15 protein-coding genes are annotated in these 21283 nt (G+C 48.9%); 12 read left to right on the forward strand and 3 right to left on the reverse strand.

What is annotated here, in order from left to right; genetic code table 11:
- The first annotated feature begins 279 nt into the window (after positions 1–279).
- From MKY44_RS01905 to nagZ, 3 genes are read left to right on the forward strand one after another with little or no spacing between them, the layout of a single operon-like run.
- Positions 280–990, forward strand: a complete 711-nt coding sequence (locus MKY44_RS01905; protein ID WP_341005839.1) for a hypothetical protein — start codon at positions 280–282, stop codon at positions 988–990.
- Positions 990–2186, forward strand: a complete 1197-nt coding sequence (locus MKY44_RS01910) for an exo-beta-N-acetylmuramidase NamZ family protein (RefSeq protein ID WP_341005841.1) — start codon at positions 990–992, stop codon at positions 2184–2186. Before MKY44_RS01905 ends, MKY44_RS01910 begins: the two co-directional genes overlap by 1 nt.
- A gap of 31 nt (positions 2187–2217) precedes the next feature.
- A complete protein-coding gene (nagZ, locus tag MKY44_RS01915; RefSeq protein ID WP_341005842.1) occupies positions 2218–3936 on the forward strand; it encodes a beta-N-acetylhexosaminidase in 1719 nt (572 codons plus the stop codon).
- Between the two features lie 168 nt (positions 3937–4104).
- Here nagZ and MKY44_RS01920 read toward each other — a convergent pair whose 3' ends face one another.
- The gene (locus tag MKY44_RS01920; RefSeq protein WP_341005843.1) at positions 4105–5505 is read right to left on the reverse strand and encodes a serine hydrolase; all 1401 of its coding nucleotides are present in this window, start codon (positions 5503–5505) and stop codon (positions 4105–4107) included.
- Positions 5506–5772: 267 nt separating this feature from the next.
- Between MKY44_RS01920 and MKY44_RS01925 the strand changes: the two genes are divergently transcribed.
- A complete protein-coding gene (locus MKY44_RS01925) occupies positions 5773–7746 on the forward strand; it encodes a methyl-accepting chemotaxis protein (RefSeq protein ID WP_341005844.1) in 1974 nt (657 codons plus the stop codon).
- Positions 7747–8021: 275 nt separating this feature from the next.
- Positions 8022–9218, forward strand: coding sequence for a DUF2087 domain-containing protein (locus MKY44_RS01930; RefSeq protein WP_341005845.1), 1197 nt, complete (start codon positions 8022–8024; stop codon positions 9216–9218).
- A 108-nt stretch (positions 9219–9326) separates the two neighbouring features.
- Here the strand turns inward: MKY44_RS01930 and MKY44_RS01935 are convergent, their stop codons facing one another.
- Positions 9327–11327, reverse strand: coding sequence for a methyl-accepting chemotaxis protein (locus MKY44_RS01935; RefSeq protein ID WP_341005846.1), 2001 nt, complete (start codon positions 11325–11327; stop codon positions 9327–9329).
- 446 nt (positions 11328–11773) lie between these two features.
- On the opposite strand from MKY44_RS01935, the gene MKY44_RS01940 reads away from it, so the two are divergent.
- From MKY44_RS01940 to MKY44_RS01970, 7 genes are all read left to right on the forward strand, one after another.
- Entirely contained in the window at positions 11774–12478 is a 705-nt protein-coding gene (locus tag MKY44_RS01940) for an AzlC family ABC transporter permease (RefSeq protein WP_341009760.1), read from the forward strand.
- On the forward strand, positions 12469–12798 hold the full coding sequence (locus MKY44_RS01945; protein ID WP_341005847.1) for an AzlD domain-containing protein: 330 nt from the start codon (positions 12469–12471) through the stop codon (positions 12796–12798). The genes MKY44_RS01940 and MKY44_RS01945 overlap by 10 nt, the downstream gene beginning before the upstream one ends.
- Before the next feature lie 110 nt (positions 12799–12908).
- Positions 12909–13706, forward strand: a complete 798-nt coding sequence (locus MKY44_RS01950) for an NAD-dependent epimerase/dehydratase family protein (RefSeq protein ID WP_341009761.1) — start codon at positions 12909–12911, stop codon at positions 13704–13706.
- 303 nt (positions 13707–14009) lie between these two features.
- Positions 14010–14666: an SGNH/GDSL hydrolase family protein gene (locus tag MKY44_RS01955; RefSeq protein WP_341005848.1), complete on the forward strand. Its 657-nt coding sequence runs from the start codon at positions 14010–14012 to the stop codon at positions 14664–14666.
- Between the two features lie 180 nt (positions 14667–14846).
- Positions 14847–16841, forward strand: coding sequence for a heparinase II/III domain-containing protein (locus MKY44_RS01960; protein WP_341005849.1), 1995 nt, complete (start codon positions 14847–14849; stop codon positions 16839–16841).
- Positions 16838–18802, forward strand: coding sequence for a glycosyl hydrolase (locus MKY44_RS01965; RefSeq protein WP_341005850.1), 1965 nt, complete (start codon positions 16838–16840; stop codon positions 18800–18802). The genes MKY44_RS01960 and MKY44_RS01965 overlap by 4 nt, the downstream gene beginning before the upstream one ends.
- 190 nt (positions 18803–18992) lie before the next feature.
- The gene (locus tag MKY44_RS01970) at positions 18993–20129 is read left to right on the forward strand and encodes a glycoside hydrolase family 88 protein (RefSeq protein WP_341005851.1); all 1137 of its coding nucleotides are present in this window, start codon (positions 18993–18995) and stop codon (positions 20127–20129) included.
- 378 nt (positions 20130–20507) lie between these two features.
- Here MKY44_RS01970 and MKY44_RS01975 read toward each other — a convergent pair whose 3' ends face one another.
- Complete coding sequence (locus tag MKY44_RS01975; protein ID WP_339196560.1) at positions 20508–21113, reverse strand: class I SAM-dependent methyltransferase; 606 nt, start codon at positions 21111–21113, stop codon at positions 20508–20510.
- Positions 21114–21283 lie beyond the last annotated feature (170 nt).

Here is a 21283-nt window from a genome sequence, read left to right on the forward strand (position 1 = left end):
TTTTTTAGGCTCTGACACCTTGTTTGTACCGAAATAACGGCACTGAAGTTCGTTACAATTGGCATGCCTCGAAAATCTGTCGTTTAAGGTGCGGTAGATTCGTTAGCACGTTGCAAGTTTGGTACAACATACTGACCGGGGGTGCGGCCAAGCCAACCGAAATGGGGAGTCCTTTTAAGACAGCCCTTGTGGGCGAACGCTTCGCTTCTCCAGATTTGTTCTGTTTTCTCCGTTATCGTGTAAATGTTTAGTCCAACTTATATAGAAGGGAGAATAAAAATGCGTAAGCTCAGTGAAGTATTGATCAAGTCTGGTGCGGAAATCTATCGGGATATTATTCCGGTGGCCTTGTACAGTGTCGTTAGTTCCATCGTATTGGTTCCCATTCTGATGTTTGCTCCGCTGCCGATCGCTATACTGCTCCTGGCCTTGATGTATATGCCCATCCTATTCGGTGTTTGTTATGTCGTGCATCACAGATTGAAACGTAAGGAACGGCGCAATGGACTTAAGGATATCTGGGTCGGAACATTGAAGGGAATAATCCCTGGAGTGTCGGTGGGTGTACTTTTCGCGGTGCTTGGCTTCATTCTATGGTCAACCTGGTGGTATTACGGTGGACAGGGTGGAATTACAGGTACAGCAGTGGGTGTATTCCAGACGTTCTTTGTTCTCATGGCGCTGATGTCACAGTTCTATACCTGGCAGCTTGTTTTACAAAAAAACATGGGCATCGTTCAGGCGATGGGTGAAAGTGTAAAGCTGTTCTTCCGTCACCCGGGGTACACGATGGGCGCTTGTTTTCAGGCCATGTGCCTGACTGCGTTGCTGATGCTGACTGTCGTTGGTTTCGGAGCGCTGTTTGGAGGTATGTTTGCCATCTATCAGCATAAGGTTACTCTTAATGTGCTGGAGCCTGAAGAAGAGCCTGTCGTAACAGGCGGTAATGATCACCAGCATACAGGCTGGATCAGCCAGGGGAATGTGTGATGGGCCAGTTGAATGGGACCGAGCAGATCCCGGCTGTAAAAACGGGAATTGATCTTCTGTCCAGAGGGCTATCGCATCCATGGTTAATAGGTGCTCGAATCGGTCTAATTACAAACCCGACTGGTATTACAGCGGATTTTGTATCGACAATAGATGTGTGCGCCGGACTGGCTAATGCCGAGCTTACAGCGCTCTATGCCTGTGAGCACGGACTGGATGGAGAGCTTCAGGCGGGTGTCAGATTCGGAGACATGCTTCATCCACGTCTGGACATTCCGGTGTTCAGCCTGTATGGAGATTACAAGAGACCTACGCCTGCAATGCTGGCTGGAGTGGATACGGTGCTGTTCGACATTCAGGATGTGGGCATCCGTTATTACACGTATGCCTCAACCTTGTTCCGTATGATGGATGCCTGTGCTGGAGCAGGCAAACGTATGCTCATTCTGGACCGTCCCAATCCGCTGGGTGGAAACGTTGTGGAAGGCGGTGTGCTGAACGCGGGGTATGAATCACTCGTTGGCGCTTGGCGTGTACCTGTACGTACCGGATTGACGGTAGGTGAACTCGCCCTGATGGTCAACAGCGAGATGGATGTACCTTGCAAATTGGACGTGGTTGCCATGGAAGGATGGCAGCGCTCCATGGAGTATGCGGATTGTGGCCTTCCCTGGATGTTACCCTCTCCCAATATGCCCACGCTGGACAGTGTGCGGGTATATGCGGGTACGTGCCTGTTCGAAGGCACTAATGTATCGGAGGGCAGGGGCACGACCCGCCCATTCGAGTGGATTGGAGCCCCCTGGGTTGAGGGTGAGCGTTTGGCGGAACGATTTCGGGAATACAAGCTGGAAGGTGTGCATGTGCATTCGGTGTACATGTCGCCAACATTCTCCAAATATGCAGGTGAGCTGTGTGGTGGCGTAAGGATTTTTGTAACGGACAGCAGGAAATTCCGTGCGGTAGAGACAGGGCTGGTGCTTTTGCATGAACTGGTTTCACTCTATCCGGAGCAATTCTGCTGGCTGGAGCCACCAGAGCCGGGTTCAAGATACTTTATCGACCTGCTGGCAGGGGGTAAGGAAGTCAGGGAAACGATCCATGACCGGGCGGGCTTTGTTCGTTTAATCGAAGCGTGGAATGTACAGGCAGCGGAATGGAAGGAGCGGCGAAAGCCGTTTTTGTTATATGAATGAACGGATGTTTGTTAGCGGAGGGAGGCATGAAATGAGTGGGCCAAAAGAGTTATACCAATTCAAGCTGAAACAGATGACCTTGCGTGAGAAAATCGGGCAAATGCTGCTTTGTGGTTTTCATGGCACTGAAGCTGCTGGCGATGTGGAACCCTTTCTCCGAAAGTATCCAATCGGTGGCGTAATCTATTTTGCACGCAACGTTGAGTCGCCAGAGCAGGTAGAGCGGTTATCGTCAGGGTTACAGCAGATTGCCAAAAGCAGCGGTAATGTGCCGCTCTGGATATCCATTGATCAGGAGGGCGGCATGGTTGCACGAATTACCGAAGGAATCGCCTTGATGCCTGGACCAATGGCCATTGCCGCTGCCGGTTCCATTGACGATGCATATCAGGCGGCCTATATCAGTGGGTTGGAGCTGAAGGCCATGGGCATTAACATGAACTTTGCTCCGGTATTGGATGTGAACAATAACGCGGCCAATCCGGTCATCGGAGTGCGATCATTCGGCGAATCTCCACAATCGGTTGCAGAATATGGGGCCAGAACCATTGCGGGAATACAGGACGCTGGAATTGCAGCGACAGCCAAGCACTTCCCGGGGCATGGGGATACGGATACCGATTCCCATCTGGACCTCCCGATCATCACTCATGATCGTGAACGGGTAGAGCGCCTGGAGTTGATTCCATTCCGAGCCGCTATCGCCGAAGGTGTCGATGCCATGATGTCGGCGCATATTTATTTCCCTGCGCTGGAGCCAGAGCGTCTGCCCATAACGCTATCACAAACCGTATTAAGCGGTCTGCTTCGCCAGGAACTGGGTTATGAGGGTATGATCGTGACAGATTGCATGGAGATGGATGCTATTGCCGTTAACTATGGCACTGTCGATGCAGCCGTAATGGCGGTAGAGGCCGGGGCAGATCTGGTGTTAATTAGCCATACGGCTAAGCTTCAGGCAGAGGCATTTGAAGCATTGTTAGCAGCTGTGAGGAGCGGGCGGATTAGCGAGAGACGTATTGATGAGTCGGTGAATCGCTTGCTGATGTACAAGGCGAAGCGTGGTTTACTGGAGAGTGAAACGGGTGGTGCAGGTGATGAGGAAGTGAATATTGCAGTATCGAATGCATCATTGCCAAAGGCATTCAACGCTCCTGCTCTATCCAGTCCGCCGGAGCGCAACAGTTCATTACACCAAGAGGTTGCCCGCCGTATTAGCGAGAACAGTATCACACTGGTGCGCGATCAGCTGAATATGCTGCCTTTGAAGTCGGAACGCACGCTGGTCATAACGGTTGCCACGTCCGTGACGACAATTGCAGACGAACAGCTGAATCAGATGTTCACCTTGGGCTCAGCCTTATCCAATTATGGTCTGGATGTTGTTGATCTGACGGTCACGCCCGAGGACGTTGCCATTCGTTCCGCACGTCTGCTTCAAGCGGCGGAAGCAGATGACATTCGGCAGATTGTGGTGGGAACCTACAATGCGGGAAGCCCCTCCGGCGATCCACAGTGCAGGCTGATTGGCTGGTTGCAGCAATTGGGCAAACCACTGGCTGTTGTGGCATTGCGGAGCCCCTATGATCTGCTGGCGCTCCCGGATGCCCAGGTCTATGTAGTGGCTTACGAGAGCCGGCCACTTGCCATGGATAGCGTCGCTCAGGCGCTGATGGGGCGCATTCCTTTTGCGGGGAAACTTCCTGTAACGTTAAAGCAGACGGATGATGAAAGAGTGGATGTCTCCTAGGCACTGATAAGAATATGAGTTAATCTGCTTTTTGCAGGATGAAGAAGAGATGAATTGTGGGTTGAGCGAAACGGAAATGTGAGTCGTTAAAATGAGAACATATACAACACAAAGAGACGATCCTTTAAAGGACCGTCTCTTTGCTCATTATAAGCTATTAATTATAGATTATTGCAATTGCAGTGCTTTGGCTGTCTGTGCCTCAACTTCATCCAAAAGTGAAGTCATGTCCATACCTGCGTGGTTGCCAAGCAGGATAATGGTGATATCATCGGACAGATTACGTGAAAAAGCTGTGGCAAACCCGCCACCACTACCGTTGTGGAAGACGGTACGGTTTGTGCCATTCTCTTTGAGAATCCAGGCGTAGCCATAGTTTTTATCAGAATAAGGCTCATACATCTGTTCAATCGTATCCTGGCTTAGAATCTTGTCCGTATACAGCGCACGATCCCATTTCAGCATATCGTCCACCGTGGAATAGATGGTTCCTGATCCGGATTGAGACACATAGTAAGGTGCAGTTACCCATGCGTTATCTTCTTGAACAAAACCACTAATCGTGTGCACTTTACGGGAGGCCTCTCCCGAATTCTTCATACCAAGTGGTTTCAGTATCGTCTGCTGCACGTAGTCGGCATAACTCATGCCAGATACCTGTTCAACGACGTATGCAAGTAAAACATACCCGCTGTTGCTGTACAGATAGGCACTTCCTGGTTCAAACTTCAGCGTTTTGTGGCGAATCTCCTCTACAGTCTCTTCCATAGAAGTTCCTTCACCCCGACCAAATGCGGATGGCAGACCTGAAGTCTGGGATAACAGCATATGCAGCGTGATCTGATCTCCCTTTGGTATACCGGAGATATACTTGGAGATTGGATCTTGCGCATTAATCTTACCATCCTCCACGAGACTCAGAATGGACGCGGCCGTGAAGGATTTGCTTAGCGATGCGATTCGGGTCTTCTGATCGGGGCGATTCAGCGTCTGTTCATCGGCAAGTCCGTAGCCTTGTCTTAGCAGAACTTCACCATCGCGGGCGATCAGAGCCATACCTGGATAGTTGATCTCGCGCAGATATGTATCTACGCTAGCAACCTCGCTGTTCAGCAGGCTGACTTGATCAGTGACCATACTTACACTTATCTGCCCCGTGGCTGTACGTTGGACCTTGATGTCTGCTTTGATTGCATTAGCCATGGCCCGGACAGGTACCATCAACGTACCGTTAACGGTACGTGAATTCACACCTGTAGCTAGATCGACCTTGTTTACTTTAATGGAATTGCTGCCAGCCTGATGGATCAGCTTGTCTCTGCCAACGGTAATGGTAGCCGTCTTGGTGCGATTATCCCATTTCAACGTGCCTTTAACCGATGTGACCACATCCCGTAGTGGAACAAACGTTGAGCCTTTGATTATAAGTGGTGCGTTCTTCCAAGATTGTTGCTCACCATTCACTTCAATGTGAACTGCTTGCGTCGTCTGCGCTGCGGATGCCGTAATACCAGCTTGTCCCAGAATCGGGCCTGCGCACAGGATGAGCGCTAACAGAATGCGGAACATGGATGAATATAACGTGGAAATACGTTGTCTTTCATTTGACTTGCGTAAGATGTGAATCCTCCCCTTCCAATCGTTTCATGAATAGTCAACTTATGAGCATTGTAAACGATCTCGCGTAGAGGGTCAAAACGATTAAGCGGATATGATCCATATCATCTGATCAGATCATTTAAATTAAATTTGTACTAATTTAGTATCGATACATAATATTTTTACAGCGATTGTCCGATAAAAGGATGGGTGAAGATTATGATGGGGGATAGTTAAATGAAGAAAAGGATTCGAAATTGGTTTACTTTAACCGTAAAAAAACGCCTGATTGCTGCATTGCTCCTGTTCCTGATAGTACCGAGCATTACCGTGGGATGGTTGTCTTATCAAAAAGCTGCTGACCAGGTTAAAATGGAAATTATTCGTTCCGCACAGGCCAAAACAGAAATGCTTAGTCTGCAGATAAATCAAATGCTGGATATGGAGAAGGATAACGCAGCGCAGATGGCTGCGGGTATTACTTCAAACGATATTATTAATAAATCCCCTGCATTGCAAAGGCAGATGGATCGGATGTCTCAGAATCATAAGGAACTGGGTGTACTCACCGCAGGTGCGGAAGATGGCAGCTGGATGAAATCTCCTGATCCCGGGGAACAGATCTATGATCCACGTGAACGTTCATGGTATACGATGGGCATGTCTCAGGACGAACCTGTAATTTCGGATACATTCCAGTCGGCCACGACAGGTGAATGGGTCGTAACGGCGGCTGCCAAGCTGGCTGATGGCAAAGGGGTATTCGGGGCCAATGTCAGTCTCAATCATCTGAAAGAATCCGTTGATCAGATACGTATTGGTAATGAAGGCAAACTGTACATGCTGGATAACGGGGGTAAATTCCTGTTCCACTACAATATTGAATCCGGTACACAGTCGGATCAACCTTACATCAATGAGATGTATACGAAGGAAAGTGGAACGGTGAAGTATACATATGATGGTCACGAAGTGGAAGCTGTGTATTTCACCAATCCGGTGACAGGTTGGAAAATTGTTGGGGAGATGGTTCCTTCCGAAGCAAGTGAAGCGGTAAGGCCTATTTTGATCCGTGCAATTACAATTGTGGCATCTGCATTGGTTATCGGGTTGATTCTGCTTATATTCATTATCCGCAGCATTCACCGGCCATTGCTGCAATTAACGCAGGCAGCATCCAAAGTAAGCGCCGGGGACCTCACCGTTCGGGTAGGTTTACAGCGCCGGGATGAGTTCGGACAGCTCGGGGAAAGCTTCGACACGATGACGACTTCACTACGTAGTGTGCTTGGAGAAGTGCATGATACGTCCAGCCAGCTGGCGGCATCTTCTGAAGAACTGATGGCAAGTTCCGAGCAGACATCCAAAGCCACAGAACAGGTGGCCGAACTGATGCAGGATGCAGCTGCGGGAACGAATTTGCAGAACAATAGTCTTGCTGCTACAGGTCAACTCGTGGGCGAAATGTCCATTGGAGTCAAAGAGATCTCATCAAGTGCTGAAGACACCGCTCGTATCGCTCTGGATGCATCCACTAAGTCGGAAGCAGGTATGGTTACAGTAGAAGAAGCGGTTACCCATATTCAGCAGGTGAATGATGAGAGCAAAGCCATGTCTGTGGTCATTGAGGATCTGCGCGCGAAAAATGAAGAGATTCTTGTGATTGTGGCCGAGATTACGGCCATTGCCAAACAGACGAACATTCTTGCATTGAATGCATCCATTGAAGCTTCAAGAGCTGGCGAGCAAGGGCGCGGATTCGCGGTTGTAGCCAACGAAGTGAAGACACTGGCTCACAGTTCAGGCGCTTCAGCCGAGCGGATTAATGAGCTTATGCATGAGATGCAGGAGAAAACCAATGCGGTGCAATCCACTTTTGCCCGTACGGGAGAAGGTATGGTGAAGAGTTCGCAGATGGTTACAGAAGCGGGCGAAGCATTCAATAACATTCGTACTGCGGTTCAGTTGGTGGCTGCACAAGCTGGAGAAGTATCCGCGGCTTCCCGTCAGATTGATGGTGGCATGAGTCATATCAACAAGGCAGTAAGTGATACAATGGTTCTGTCGGACAGAATTGCCTCTGGGACGGAAGACGGATCAGCGGCGGCTCAAGAGCAGTTGGCTACAATGGAAGAGGTTGCAGCTTCTTCGGCAGCATTGTCACGTATGGCTGAAGATCTGCAAAGCATGATTGAACGGTTTAAGTTGTAACTGGGATTGAAATGAGACAATGATTGAGGATAAATGCTTATGGAAGGTGCTGAAACGCCCTTTCTGCGATGAGACTGCAGGGTTGCGACCCTGCGGTCTTTTTTCTGTTGAACAAGGGGCATACGTTATGACTTTAAACACAACATTCTTTTCCGTTATATTGACATATAACAAACAAAATTATATTATATCTATAAATAAACAAACAAAAATATAAAATATTTGATTAATATACGGTTAGAATGACCATAACAATGATAAAAAGGAGCTTTTACATGAAATCATCGGAATCCTGGTTGCAAACAGCTTCATTGGAAGAGATCAAGCGTGGTTATATGGAGGAGGGTCCCACCTATATATGTGTCTGCTGCGGATACAGGACGGAAGCGGGGATTATCTATCCTGAGGAAGGAGTGCTCTATGAGGCAACCCGTTATATGCGAGTGCACATTGAGAAGGTTCATGGATCGGTATTTGAATATTTGCTGGAGCTGGATAAAAGCGTAACCGGATTGTCTGATGTCCAGCGGGGCTTGTTGTCACAATTCTATGAAGGCAAGAAGGATGCTGAAGTACAGAAGGCCCTTGGTATCGGGAGTGCTTCCACGATCCGGAATCATCGGTTTGTATTGAAGGAGAAGGAACGGCAGGCCAAGATATTCCTGGCATTAATGGAACTGCTCAAAAGTAAGGATACCCAGGCTCCAGCCGAATGGGTGTCACCGGTGACAAGGCATGGACATACGATCCATCCGAACTCATTTGATATTACAGAACAGGATCGGGAGAAGGTGCTGAATAAGTATTTTCCAGAGGGTACCGGCGGTCCACTGACGACGTTTCATATGCAGCAAAAGCATAAATATATTGTGCTCACCGAGATTGCCAAACGATTCGATACAGAGCGCAAATATACCGAAAAACAGGTCAATGAGCTGCTGAATGAAGTTAATGATGATTACGTGGAAATACGGAGGTATCTCATCGACTACGGTTTGCTGGAACGTGAGCCAGACGGCAGTCAGTATTGGCTGGGAAGTCACGCAGATCAACAGAGCACCGAAGTTGGAAAACAGGAGCGCAAAGAAAAGGGGGAGCAGGAGAAGATGAATCGTCGCAAAGAATTGCAGGAACAGGCCAAAGAAGTTAAAACGGAAGCGGGCGTCTACCAAATTCGGAATGAACGTAACGGCAAAGTTTATATCGACAGCACACTTAACCTGAAAACCATTAACGGACAACGGTTTATGTTACAGATGGGGAGCCATCTGAATCGAAGATTGCAGGCTGAATGGAATGAATATGGAGAGAATGCGTTTGTGATCGAGGTGTTGGAGACATTGAAACAAGACGATAACCCGTATTACGATCCCAAAGATGCACTCGCCAAATGTCTGAATCGCTGGTTTGAACAGCTAGAGCCCTACGGAGATCAAGGATATCACGGAGATAAAAAGCAATCTGCTGAATAGAAGAGTCATTTCCTTTCTGAAATGCCGCACCCTTTATAACTCAAAAACCCCTTTGCCAATGTGATGGCAAAGGGGCTTTTGGTATTACAGACTACTTGTTATATAAGATTACAGCTTGAATTGTTCCACCAGCTTCTGCAGCTTGTGAGCCAGATGGGCAAGGGAATCAGCAGAGGATGATATCTCCTGCATGGAAGCCACTTGCTCCTCCGTAGCAGCAGAGATGTTCTCTGTTCCATCGGCATTGGTTTCCGATATGGCGTGGATCTGATCAATGGATTGCACCACTTCGGCTGTACTTGCAGACATCTGTTGCGAGGCGGCTGCAATGTTCTCAAGCTGATGATTGACGACCCCAACAGCCTCACTAATCTGGGCAAAAGCTTCATCTGCAAACTGCACGGCACGAATGCCGTTGCTTACATCCTGTTGCCCGATCTGTACATTGTGATTGGCCATTGAAATCTCCTGTTGAATCGCTCCGACCATCTCTACAATCTTCTGGCCGGACAGGCTCGATTGTTCCGCCAGCTTGCGGACTTCGCTGGCAACTACGGAGAAGCCGCGTCCATGCTCACCTGCACGTGCTGCTTCAATGGAAGCATTGAGAGCAAGCAAATTGGTCTGTGCAGCGATATCTGTAATGACAGATACCATCTCACCAATGGATGTGGAATGCTGTTCAAGTCGTCCAGCAGTATCTGCCATACCTTGCACAAAGCGACTCACGGAACTCATCTCGGATACGGCCGTCTGCATGGTGGCATTCCCTTTATCCGCGAGCTCACTTGCTTGCATGGCAGCTTCGGATACTTGCTGTGTGCTGTTCGTTACCTGTCCTACACCTCCAGCAAGCTCATTCATCTGTAGTGCCGTATGTTTCAGGCTGCTTGTTTGTTTCTCAAGTCCAGCTGCGGATTCTTCCGTGATTAAGGCGACTTGCTCTGTTGCTTTGGTTGTCTCCGATGAGTTGACTGCCAATTGTGTGGATGAGGCGGTTAACTCGTCAGCCGTGTGTCGCACGTCCTGAATAACGGTTCGCAGGGATTCGCTCATCTTATTGAAGCTGGTGCTCAGCTTGCCGAATTCATCCTGTCCCAATACAGCAACTTCGATAGTCAGATTACCATTACTAATTTCGTCAGATGCCTTCACCAAGCGGTTCAGTGGTTTGGTGATTGATTGCACAATCCAGAAAATAATAATGGAGCTCACCGCAATTGCAATCGCTACAACAATAAGTGTGGTGTATAAAATCGGACGGACAGAAGCCGTCACTTCCCCACTGTCGATGACACCAACCACGGTCCAGCCCGTCGTTTCATTGGTGGAGAAAAAGGCGTGTTCCTGGTTTCCATTTAGTGTATAGGTCAGACTTCCGTTTTTCTGTGCAAAAATATCTTTATAGGGTGCCATGGTTCCTTCGGTCCCTGGTTTTTCGGTAGGATGTACAATGATTTTATTGGCATTATCAATGATATAGATATAACCCTTCTCGCCAATCTTCGTGGAGTTAACCGTCTTCGAGAGGGCTTCAAGCGATAGGCTGACAGAGACGACACCATGGCCATCCGCTGAGGTCTGAGCTACCGAAGCAACAACATTGCCGGTATTGCTTGATATGTAAGGGGTGATTACGGTAGGGACATCTTTGTTCTGCGTAGCAGCCTGATACCACGGGCGTTCGCGCGGGTCATATCCTTCTTTGTTCACCGCAGTTACAGGGGAATTAATATACACACCCTGATCAGTACCGATGGAGGCAAGTTCCACGTCATCATGGGTTTCCTTATACGCGTCGAGCAAGGTACGGATGGTCTCCGTTTCGTCACCCTGATTGGGTCCGACATTGCCTGCGTCCAGCTGACTTGCCAGGAAATCAACATTTTTGCGTGTTGCACCAATGATCTGGTCAATGGTCTGGTTGAGCACCGTAACACTGCTGATCGCGTTCTCATACATTTTCTCTTCAACCTTGGCTTCGGCTGTTTGGAACGAGATAATGCCCAGACTGATTGTTGGAATGAGCAATACAATGGCAAATGACAAAATCAGTTTCTCTCTCATCTGCATTGTTCTTTTGACCCCTTGTTTACGAATTTTTTTCATACACATTCCCCCTCTGTGTAACCCATCCCCATGTCTAGTGGACAAGCCCATCTGGTAAAAGATATTTCATTCCATCCTTTCCAGAAGTTTCTGGTGCTATCGTATGACAAATTTCGCGTTTATTCAACATAATTTATGAGTTTCGCGAAAATATTTTTCGCTTTTGTAGGTATTTAGGATTACATCTGTTCTATAAGAATTAATCTGTCTCTCCCTTAGTGCACATCTTGTGGTATATTTCTGAATTAATGTGAAATGAATTATGCAAAATGTGAAATCCATAAGGCATGTAACTGGTCATGTTGAATACACAAAGAAGTTGTTTTCATGAAGAGTGGACCTGGATGGATCTACATCCATATATATCGGTTTATGGGGACTGAAATTGGAGAGGGGTTGTACGGCAGTTGGACCAAAGTACACTACAGATATCTGGACAGGAGAACATGGAAGAGGTCCAGGATCAAGCTACATTCATTCAGGGGGTCAAAGATTGTATCCCAACCCTGCTTGGTTATTTGAGTATTGGCTTTGCGGCGGGTGTCATTGAAATGACCGCAGGTCTGAGTCTGGCGGAAACAGCTCTGCTCAGCCTGATTTTATATGCAGGATCGGCTCAGTTCATTGCAGCAGGTATGCTCGCATCGAATGGGTCAGCAGTAGCCATCATGTTCACCATATTTTTTGTGAATCTTCGCCATTTGCTGCTCAGCGCAGCTGTATCACCGTATTTTCGGCATCTGACCCCGCTTAAAAATATGTGGATTGGTTCATTGCTTACCGATGAATCTTTCGGCGTCGCGATGACACGTGCGATTGGCAAGGAAAGGCTTAGTGAACGCTGGATGCACGGTCTGAATATTACCGCATACCTGAACTGGTTCGTTGCTAATATGGCGGGAGCATACTTTGGACGCTGGATCACCAATCCGGAACGACTGGGTCTGGATTATGCCCTGCCAGCGATGTTTATTGGACTGGTCGTACTCCAGTTGGTGCATCGCAAAAACAAAAAAATACACATTAATGTGGCTATTATCGCCGTGGTCTGTGTAATCTTCGCCAGCATGGCTTCACTTGGCAGCATGAGTGTCATTGTGGCTGCGGTCATTGCGGCAACGATGGGAGTGTTCATGGAACGATGGAAGTAAGATGGGATTTATTCTGGATTATTATGGGATCGGCGCTGTTAACATTTATCCCGCGTGTACTGCCACTGATGCTGTTCAGCAAGATACAGATTCCAATGTGGTTGTTACGCTGGCTGGAATATGTACCCGTAGCGGTCATGGCAGCGCTGATTGGTCAGGAACTGTTCATGTCGGGCAACCAGTTAGTGCCGATTACGCACAATGCAGCTCTGTGGGCCTCCCTGCCTACGATTGCAGTCGCCATCTGGACACGCAGTCTGCTGGGAACCGTATTGGTCGGTATTGTGGCTATGATGATACTGCGATATTGGATTGGATAGTTGCTAGGTTCTATTGTTGTATCCGGTAATTCCTTCGCAGGATCGGTTAATACTGTTCTATAGAGGACAGATAGCCTATCTGAGCGAAGGGAGCTGGATTCATGAGTGAACTGAAGCGCAAGCTGTTAATTACGGGAGCTGCCGGAGTCATCGGTCGCAGCCTGCTGGAAGGGTTGAGAGCCAAGGGTACGTATGACATCGTTGCAGCTGATCTGCTTGAGGACAAGGAAGCTGGCATTGTAGCCATGGATGTGACGGATGGGGAATGCCTGAAAGAACTGATGAAAAGGGTTCACACCGTTCTGCACATTGCATGGGCTAAGGATGAGGAAGATTTTCTGGGCAAAGTTCTGCCAATCAACGTAACCGGAGCCTACCATGTGTATGAAGCAGCACGGTTGAACGGTGTTCAGCGGGTGATCTTTGCAAGTTCCAACCATGCGACAGGCTTCTATCCTACAGGTGAAGATATTGAAGTGGATGACCCGTACCGGCCGGACAGCTTCTATGGACTTAGTAAATGTTATATTGAACTGCTGGGACGTTATTACGTCGACAAATATGACCTGTCCTCATTCAACATTCGGATTGGAAACTTCTCAGGTGATACATATCCACACTCGGAGCGCTCGGCTCATATCTGGATCTCACCAAGGGATATGGTCCAGCTCGTTGAGTGTTGTATTGAAGCGGATCCGGATATAAAGTATCTGAATCTGTACGGGACTTCAGCGAATACAGACAATTACTATGATATTGGCTATCTGGCGCAGAAGATTGGATACCGCCCACAGGATGATGCGGCCGAGTTGTGGGAAGAGGCAAAGCTTAGGGGCATACCCGATAAACAGGACGAGACAGCCTATCAGGGCGGAGGACATGTGGAGAAAGAACCAAAAGATTTATAAGATTGGGTATCTATATAAGATGAATGAATCAATTACACGATAACGGAGAGGACAGAAAAAACCTGAAAAAGCGAAGCGTTCGCCTTTATCCTCGGATTTTCACCTTTATAAAAGGGAATCAAAAAAATCTGGGATAACAGCGATTGGAAGGTTGTTCTGTCATCGTAGTGCCCGTGTAAATATATGTAGTTCAACTTATATAGTGATGAAAACGCTATTTTCTATTGTGACCGAAAGGGATAAAATGGAGACTGAGGTGTTCAGTGTTTCCATTTTGCACAAGAGGAAGGAACGATTTCAATCATGAGTACAAGTCCATCCGTTATATTGTTTCAGGGAGACTCGATTACAGATGGGGGAAGATCACGCAATGATGATCCAAATCATTTTCTAGGACACGGATATGCGTATCTAATCTCCAGCAAACTGGGTATGGAACTGGCGGGCAAGCATAAGACCTTCTATAACAGAGGCATCAGCGGGGATCGGGCATCCGATCTGTACGCACGCTGGAATGAGGATACCATTAGTCTAAAACCGGACCTGATCAGCATCCTGATTGGGGTTAATGATGCCTGGCGCACGATGAATGGTGAACCTAGCGGGGTAACGGATCGTTTCGGACGGGCGTATCGCCATTTGCTCGAAGAAACTCGGGAAGTGATGCCGGATACGGGGCTGGTTTTGATGGAGCCGTTTATTCTGAGAACCGGAGCGACCGCGGAGAAATGGGAAGCCTGGGAAGAGTATATCGGTCAATATCAGAAACTGGCCCAAGGTCTTGCTGAAGAATTTGGCGCTGTGTGGGTGCCATTACAGCAGACGTTTAATGACGCTCTGAAGCAGGCGGATGCAGCGTACTGGTTATGGGATGGCGTACATCCAACCGCAGCAGGTCATGAGCTGATTGCACGTCAATGGTTGTCTGTTGTGCAAAAATCTCCACTTGCGATTGTGTAACCAAAACGGAGGACCTGACGAAGGTTCTTCGTTTTTTTGTGTTGGGAAGGAGAAGGACGTAACGTCGTGGAAAGGGTTCTAATGGATAATTCTTCAAAAGTGCTATTATATCCGGTAAAATGAAATCGATTACATTATAATGTTTGTATGACAATCCATTAACGAAGAGTGGTGAATCCAGTGGAAGATTCCATTCACGAAGTCGAAAATGAAAATATAAACCAACGTGGTACTGAGAGCAGAGCATTGAGTTCCTTAAGTGCCGACAGACTCTTGGAGAAGTTATCCCGGCCTGAATTGGCTACTTTATACACAGACTTGAAGGCTTACGGTGAACGTGCCTTGAAAGAACCCATGCCTTCCTTGTCGTTCCGTCTATATCGACAGTTCAGCTATAGGGGTGAGCGAAAAGCCTATGAAGAGGCTTATTTCGATCGAAGGGGCAGACTTGCTGCTGTGGCGATGCTCGCCTTGGACACGGCTAGGCCGGATGCACTGCAAGCGCTGGAAGAAATGTTGTGGGACGTGTGTGGTGAGTATACGTGGTGTTTGCCTGCGCATCTGGGTACGGGAGAGGTCAACCAGGTGAAAGGGAACATCGATCTGTTCGCCGCAGAGACAGTACATATGCTGGCCGAGATTGTGACCATTCATGCCGAGCGGCTGGATCGCCTTGTCATAGAGCGGATCAGGTCTGAAGCAGAACGGCGAATCTTCATCCCGCTTTACCGGGAGCAACGGAAGTTCCACTGGCAGACAGCGGATCACAACTGGTCGGCGGTCTGTGGTGGGTGCTGTGGCATGGCCGCGTTGTTGCTTCTCAAGGATGAGTTCACACTACGGGAATCTATCTCCCATACGGTCAGCTGTATGAACGCATTCTTGAGCGGATATGGCGAGGATGGCGGCTGTGCCGAAGGCATTGGATATTGGGTATATGGCTTTGGTTATTTCACCTATTATGCCGAGATGCTTCGTGAGTACAGTGAGGGCGAACTAGATCTGCTGGCGGGTCCCAAAATCGCAGACATCGCGGCTTTTCCGCTGCGAGTTCATCTGTCGGGCGGCACATATGTGAATTATTCGGACAGTGCCGAGCAGGAAGAGATCCCTTCCGGATTACTCTCCCTGCTCGCGTCCCGGGTTGGGTTGCAGATAGATCTTCCGTTTCATATTCCACTGCTTACTGATGATCCATGTCATCGCTGGGCTCATCTATTGCGGAACGTGATGTGGAGTGATCCGGCAGTATACGGTGATGAAGGTGCCTCTGGGCAGGCTGTACGTGGGTTCGTTTTTCAAAATCTGGGCTGGATGATTGCAAAAGGATCGCTCGATTCTCTGGATACAAAACGGACAAACGGCGCACCCCTTCATGTGGCTATTTCCATTAAAGGTGGGCATAACGATGAACCTCACAACCATAATGATCTGGGACAGTTCATTATCCATTGCGGTGGTGAGAATATTCTGTGTGATCCAGGAGCAGGGTTATATACCCAAGCGTATTTTGCGCCAGGCAGAGAGCAGTTGTTACACATCTCATCATCCGGGCATAACGTTCCGCTCATTGAAGGCCAGGAGCAAAGCTCGGGCCGGCAAGCGCAAGCCCATGTGTTAGAGGCAAAGCTGGCAGAGGATGGCGGTGAGCTGAATACAACATTGGATCTGACATCCGCATATTCTGGAGCTGTTTCACTGGCTCGTTATACGCGCCAATTTCATTGGAAGAAGGCTTCTGGGGGTAGCAGGAATGGAACGGAATTGCGTCTCATTGACCGTTTTCAATGGAAGAGCAGGATGGTGTCTTCGGCTAAACGATCATCTTCGGTGGATAATTCAGATTCACATGCAGAGTTTTCAAGTGTTGTTGAACGATGGATGAGTAGAGTACAGCCTGAAGTGGTGAAGTGCGGTAATATTCGCTGGCAAGGCGTACATGGAACGGTCCATATGACGTATGATGCGAACCAGTGGCAAGTCCTTACGGAGGCAATAGACACAGTTGATCATGATAATGTACCAGTCAAATTCTATCGAACGTCACTATTATGGACAGGTTTGATTAATGAGACTGATGTTCGGATAGAAAGTTCTGATCTGATTGAAACGGTATGTGAGGTACACTTCAGCATTGAACCGAAAAATGGGAGAAACCGAGGTGAGCATGCGTGAGTAAATATACATCTGCGTCCACGTATCCATGGAAAGACGAACTCGAACATTACCGTACATTGGCAGAACAAGCGGGCCCCCCTCCGGCAGACGGCTGGAATAGGGAGCGCAAGTTGGCACTTGTTGAAAGTGTTGTTCGCGCTTACACACCATATCAGGACAGCCAGGGTGCAATTATCGACCCGTTCTCGGGTGTGGAGAGATATTATTCTACACCAGCCTATGCGATGGCTGCGGCGGTTCTGGTTGACGAGGGGCGTACAGATCTGCTTGACTCCGCAGCGGCAGCCCTGTCACAGAGCATTGATGCCGTGGTCAAAGGTAGTGCACCTGACAATCACCCTGATTTTTTTCCGGTGCTCATGATGAGAGCTTATATGTTGTTGAAGTCACATCTGCCTGAACAAGCACAGATCTGGGCTGAGGCACTCAAGACGATTGATCCAGAACAAGATTATGTATTTACGATGAGCAAGATGAATAATCCAAATCGCATGATTAACTGGAACGCCATTATGATCTCTGGCGAGTATCTGCGGTGGCGTGAACAGCTGGCGAGTGAGGATACAGCGTGGATGGATCGTTATCTGGAAGCCTATCATGTGCCCCGATTTACAGCACTTGGATTGTATCAGGATGGACCGCTGGACCGCCCGAATTGTCCATTTTCCTATGATATTGCTACCCGTTATCACCTTGGGGTGATGCTTGAAGCTGGTTACGAAGGTGCCACTGCCGACAGGTTGCGTGAGCAGCTGCGCCATGGTGCCTTCAGCTCGCTACTTACGCTCTCGCCGCTAGGTGAGATTCCGCCGCGTGGTCGCAGCTCCCAGCACCAGTGGAATGAAGCAGCCGCAGCTTATGTATGCTCCACACATGCAACGCAGGCTCTGGAGGCGGGAGATCCGGTGATGGCGGGTGCTTTTGCACGTGCGGCCAATCGGTGTTTTGCTGCTGTTGAGCGCTGGAAGATGGATGATGGGCGTCTGAAAATTGTGCGCAATGAATACGCTCCAGAAGATCGGCACGGGTATGAAATCTATACCAACCATACCTGTTACAACCTGTGGACGGCAGCAGCGCTGGCCCACGCTTGTCTCAGTGATCCGGGAGACGATGTGGGCGAAGTGTACCTTCCTTCCGAGTTAGGTAGCAGGGTTTTGCAGACCGATGGGTGGTTTGAAACTGTGATTGCTTCCATACCTGGTCAGCAACTGGTATTACACACGGCGATGAATGATCCGTATACGATTCCTGGTTTGGTACGGATTCAGCAGATAGGGTTACCTGGTCTAATTGGTCCGTCCGCTGCCAGCCATGTGCAGGCAGGATTCACGGAATTTGCTGAAGGGGAGGTCCGTCCGCTCAGCTACTGTCCTGCCTGGAAGACACCAGATGGGGTATGGCACAGTCTTGCAGAGGGGATTCCATCCGGTGGTGCATATGATCGTGACGTTGGATTGGACCCTGCTCAGGGAGGAGGGTCAATAGTGTATGAGAAGGTAGACCATGATACCCGGAATCAAGTGGAGCAGCATCTGGCGGAAAAAGCGTCAGAAGATGGTGTGAATGCCTTGGAGAATTCTTTTGCCGTGACATGGGTCGGTCCATTACCCGGAATTGAAACATTGCGTACTCATTATGTGCAACAAGCGGATGTGCTGACTATAACGTATGAATTCGAAGGTGAGATCGTGGCGGCAGGTGCACTCATTCCGTTGATGTTCCATGATGGCCGTGAACAGGCGGTAATTACTCATACGGATCATAGCGTACGAACGGAGTATCGGGGGGCTTATGTAGAATCCACAGCGCTGGATCAGGAAGCCATTATTCATCTGGAGGAACAGGCTGTGGCTTCACGTAATGGGTTGCTGAAGGAAGCGCGGATTGAAGTGAACGGAGCACGAAGTCTGTCATTTACGATCCGATTGGGCGAGATTACACATGAAGGCGTTTAGGTCGAGGATCATTAGATTTCGAAACATCTCTAAACATCTCGAATGATAGTTAAAAGTGTTATTCGTGGATGATTAGTGATATTTATCGGATAGCTATTGCAGTTATGACATACGACGATATAGATAAGTTGAGGATGAGCTGGAGCATCAAGCATAGATGTCTGGTATTCAATCGAGGAGGGATATGTTCATGAACACATCAACGTCGGTAAAGTGGCTCGAGGAAGCGTGGCAACAGGGGGCTGCCAAAACGATTCGGAATGCAAAGCGGATCAAGGATACTTTTCCGCACATTGCTCCGCAGGGGACGTATGATCGAAATGATCCGGAATGGTGGACAGCAGGTTTCTGGCCTGGATTGTTATGGCTGGTCTATGGGGATGCGCCGGAAAGTGAAGCGCTCGCTCCGTTACATCGTATTGCCGAAAGCTGTGAGCGGCAACTGGAGGGTTGTCTGCGTGATCCCGAATCGGTGGATCACGATCTGGGGTTCATCTGGCTGCTTAGTGGCGTAGCCAACTACCGCCAGACGGGCAGCATGGATGGACGGCGGCGTGGCATGCTTGCCGCCAACCTGCTCGCTGCCCGGTTCCACGTGCGCGGTGAGTTCATCCGCGCATGGAACTTCAGCTCGTCAGCAATGGATACGCGCGGCGTAGCCATCATTGACAGCATGATGAACCTGCCGCTGCTCTACTGGGCATCCGAGCAGAGCGGCGATCCTCGCTTCCGTTGGCTGGCGGAAGCACATGCGGACACCGTGGCGCGCGAATTCATCCGCGCGGACGGGTCCATCTGCCACGTGGTGGAGTTTGATCCACACACGGGGCAGAAGCTGCGAGAGCATGGCGGACAGGGCCATGCTCCAGGTTCCGCCTGGGCGCGGGGTACCGCCTGGGCGTTGCACGGGTTTGCGCTGTCTTTCCGGTATACGGGCGAAGCCCGATATCTGGAGACAGCGGAGCGTGCGGCCGATTTCTTCCTCGCCATGCTTGGCGAAGAGATCGTGCCGGTGTGGGATTTCCGCGCACCTGCGGAGCATCAGGTGGCGTGGGACTCGTCTGCTGCGGCGATTGCCGCGAGCGGGTTGCTAGAGCTGGCGAAGCTGTCGCCGCGCGGGGAAACCTATGCTGCCGCTGGAGAACGTATCGTCCGCGGCTTGCATGAGCACTATAGCTCCGGCGATTCGGCAGCGGAAGAAGGTCTGATTATGCAGGGAACGGTGCATTACCCGGAAGGGCGAGGGCTGAATGTGCCGATTATATACGGCGATTATTTCTATATGGAAGCGCTGGCGAAGCTGCGTGGACATGCGGGGTTATTTTAAAAGAAGAATTGAGAACTACGGGCTGGAAGAACCGAAGGTGAGAACGGATTAGTAAGGTCGTAGTGTTATGAGCTTTCGAGTTATTTCATTAGATTAAACCAGTTATATATTCAGTATTTAGTTGTCAGTAGCATCAGTAGCAAACCATCATCACCTGTCCGCATAAGGCTGTCTCCAGTATTAGGAACGATATTCCCTCTACTGGAGACGGAGTATACCTAAGCTTGAGCTTTGAATAGACAAATCAAGGTGAGCGGACAGGCGGATGGTGTACATAATCGAAGGAAGACAAAAGAAGTATCTGGCCTATGAATATCTCATTCTTACGGATCCAGTTGGGGTGCAGACTTAGTTATGCTCTACTGAAAAAATCGCTTTTCACTTCGAAGGTGTACGTCTCAGGATGACAAAGTCGGCAGAAGATTGATCTGGATAGCGCTGCGGAATAATCTCATGAACTTTGAAATCAGGGTAGTCGAAGAGATATTCGAACAGATTACGGTCCTGGATTGTATCAATCCCCGGGTTGCCGTTTTCTTTCAAACGGGTGTAAAGCACCACCCATGCTGTTGAGGAGTGCAGAATATCATAGAGGGTATTGCGAAAATCTGTTTCATCCGTGATGTGATATAACACATCCAGACAGACCGTCAGATCGGCTTGCAGGAAACCTCGGTTAATCCATAGGCCTGGTGTATACAGCATGAAACTCTTGGACGAATCCTTGGCAAATTGGGAAGCACAACGCTTTACTGAAGAAGCCGCTACATCTACGCCCAGGTAATCCTCATAATTCATGTATTGCAACTGGTTGCCATCCCCACATCCAAACTCAATGACACGATGAATCCCTTCACGTTGAATCAGTCCGTTCACAACCTCGGCCTTGAATTCAGCCAAAACCCCGTATGACCCCCTCCCGGAAGTTTCACCCGAACGATATGTTTCCTCCCAATACCCGATGTAATCAAAAGGCTGAACCATTATGTTTCCTCCAATCCTGTTAAAAGAAGTTCAAGACAGTCAATATACATAGGTATGCGCAATATTCGCAGGTATGATCGGTTGAAACAGGAATTGAAGATAAATTAATTTCCATAGAATTCCCTGAAAATTTCCTGAAAGTCTAAACATCTGGAAAGGACTTGCCGACA

The sequence above is a fragment of the Paenibacillus sp. FSL R7-0026 genome, assembly GCF_038004485.1.
Lineage (GTDB): Bacteria > Bacillota > Bacilli > Paenibacillales > Paenibacillaceae > Paenibacillus > Paenibacillus xylanexedens_A.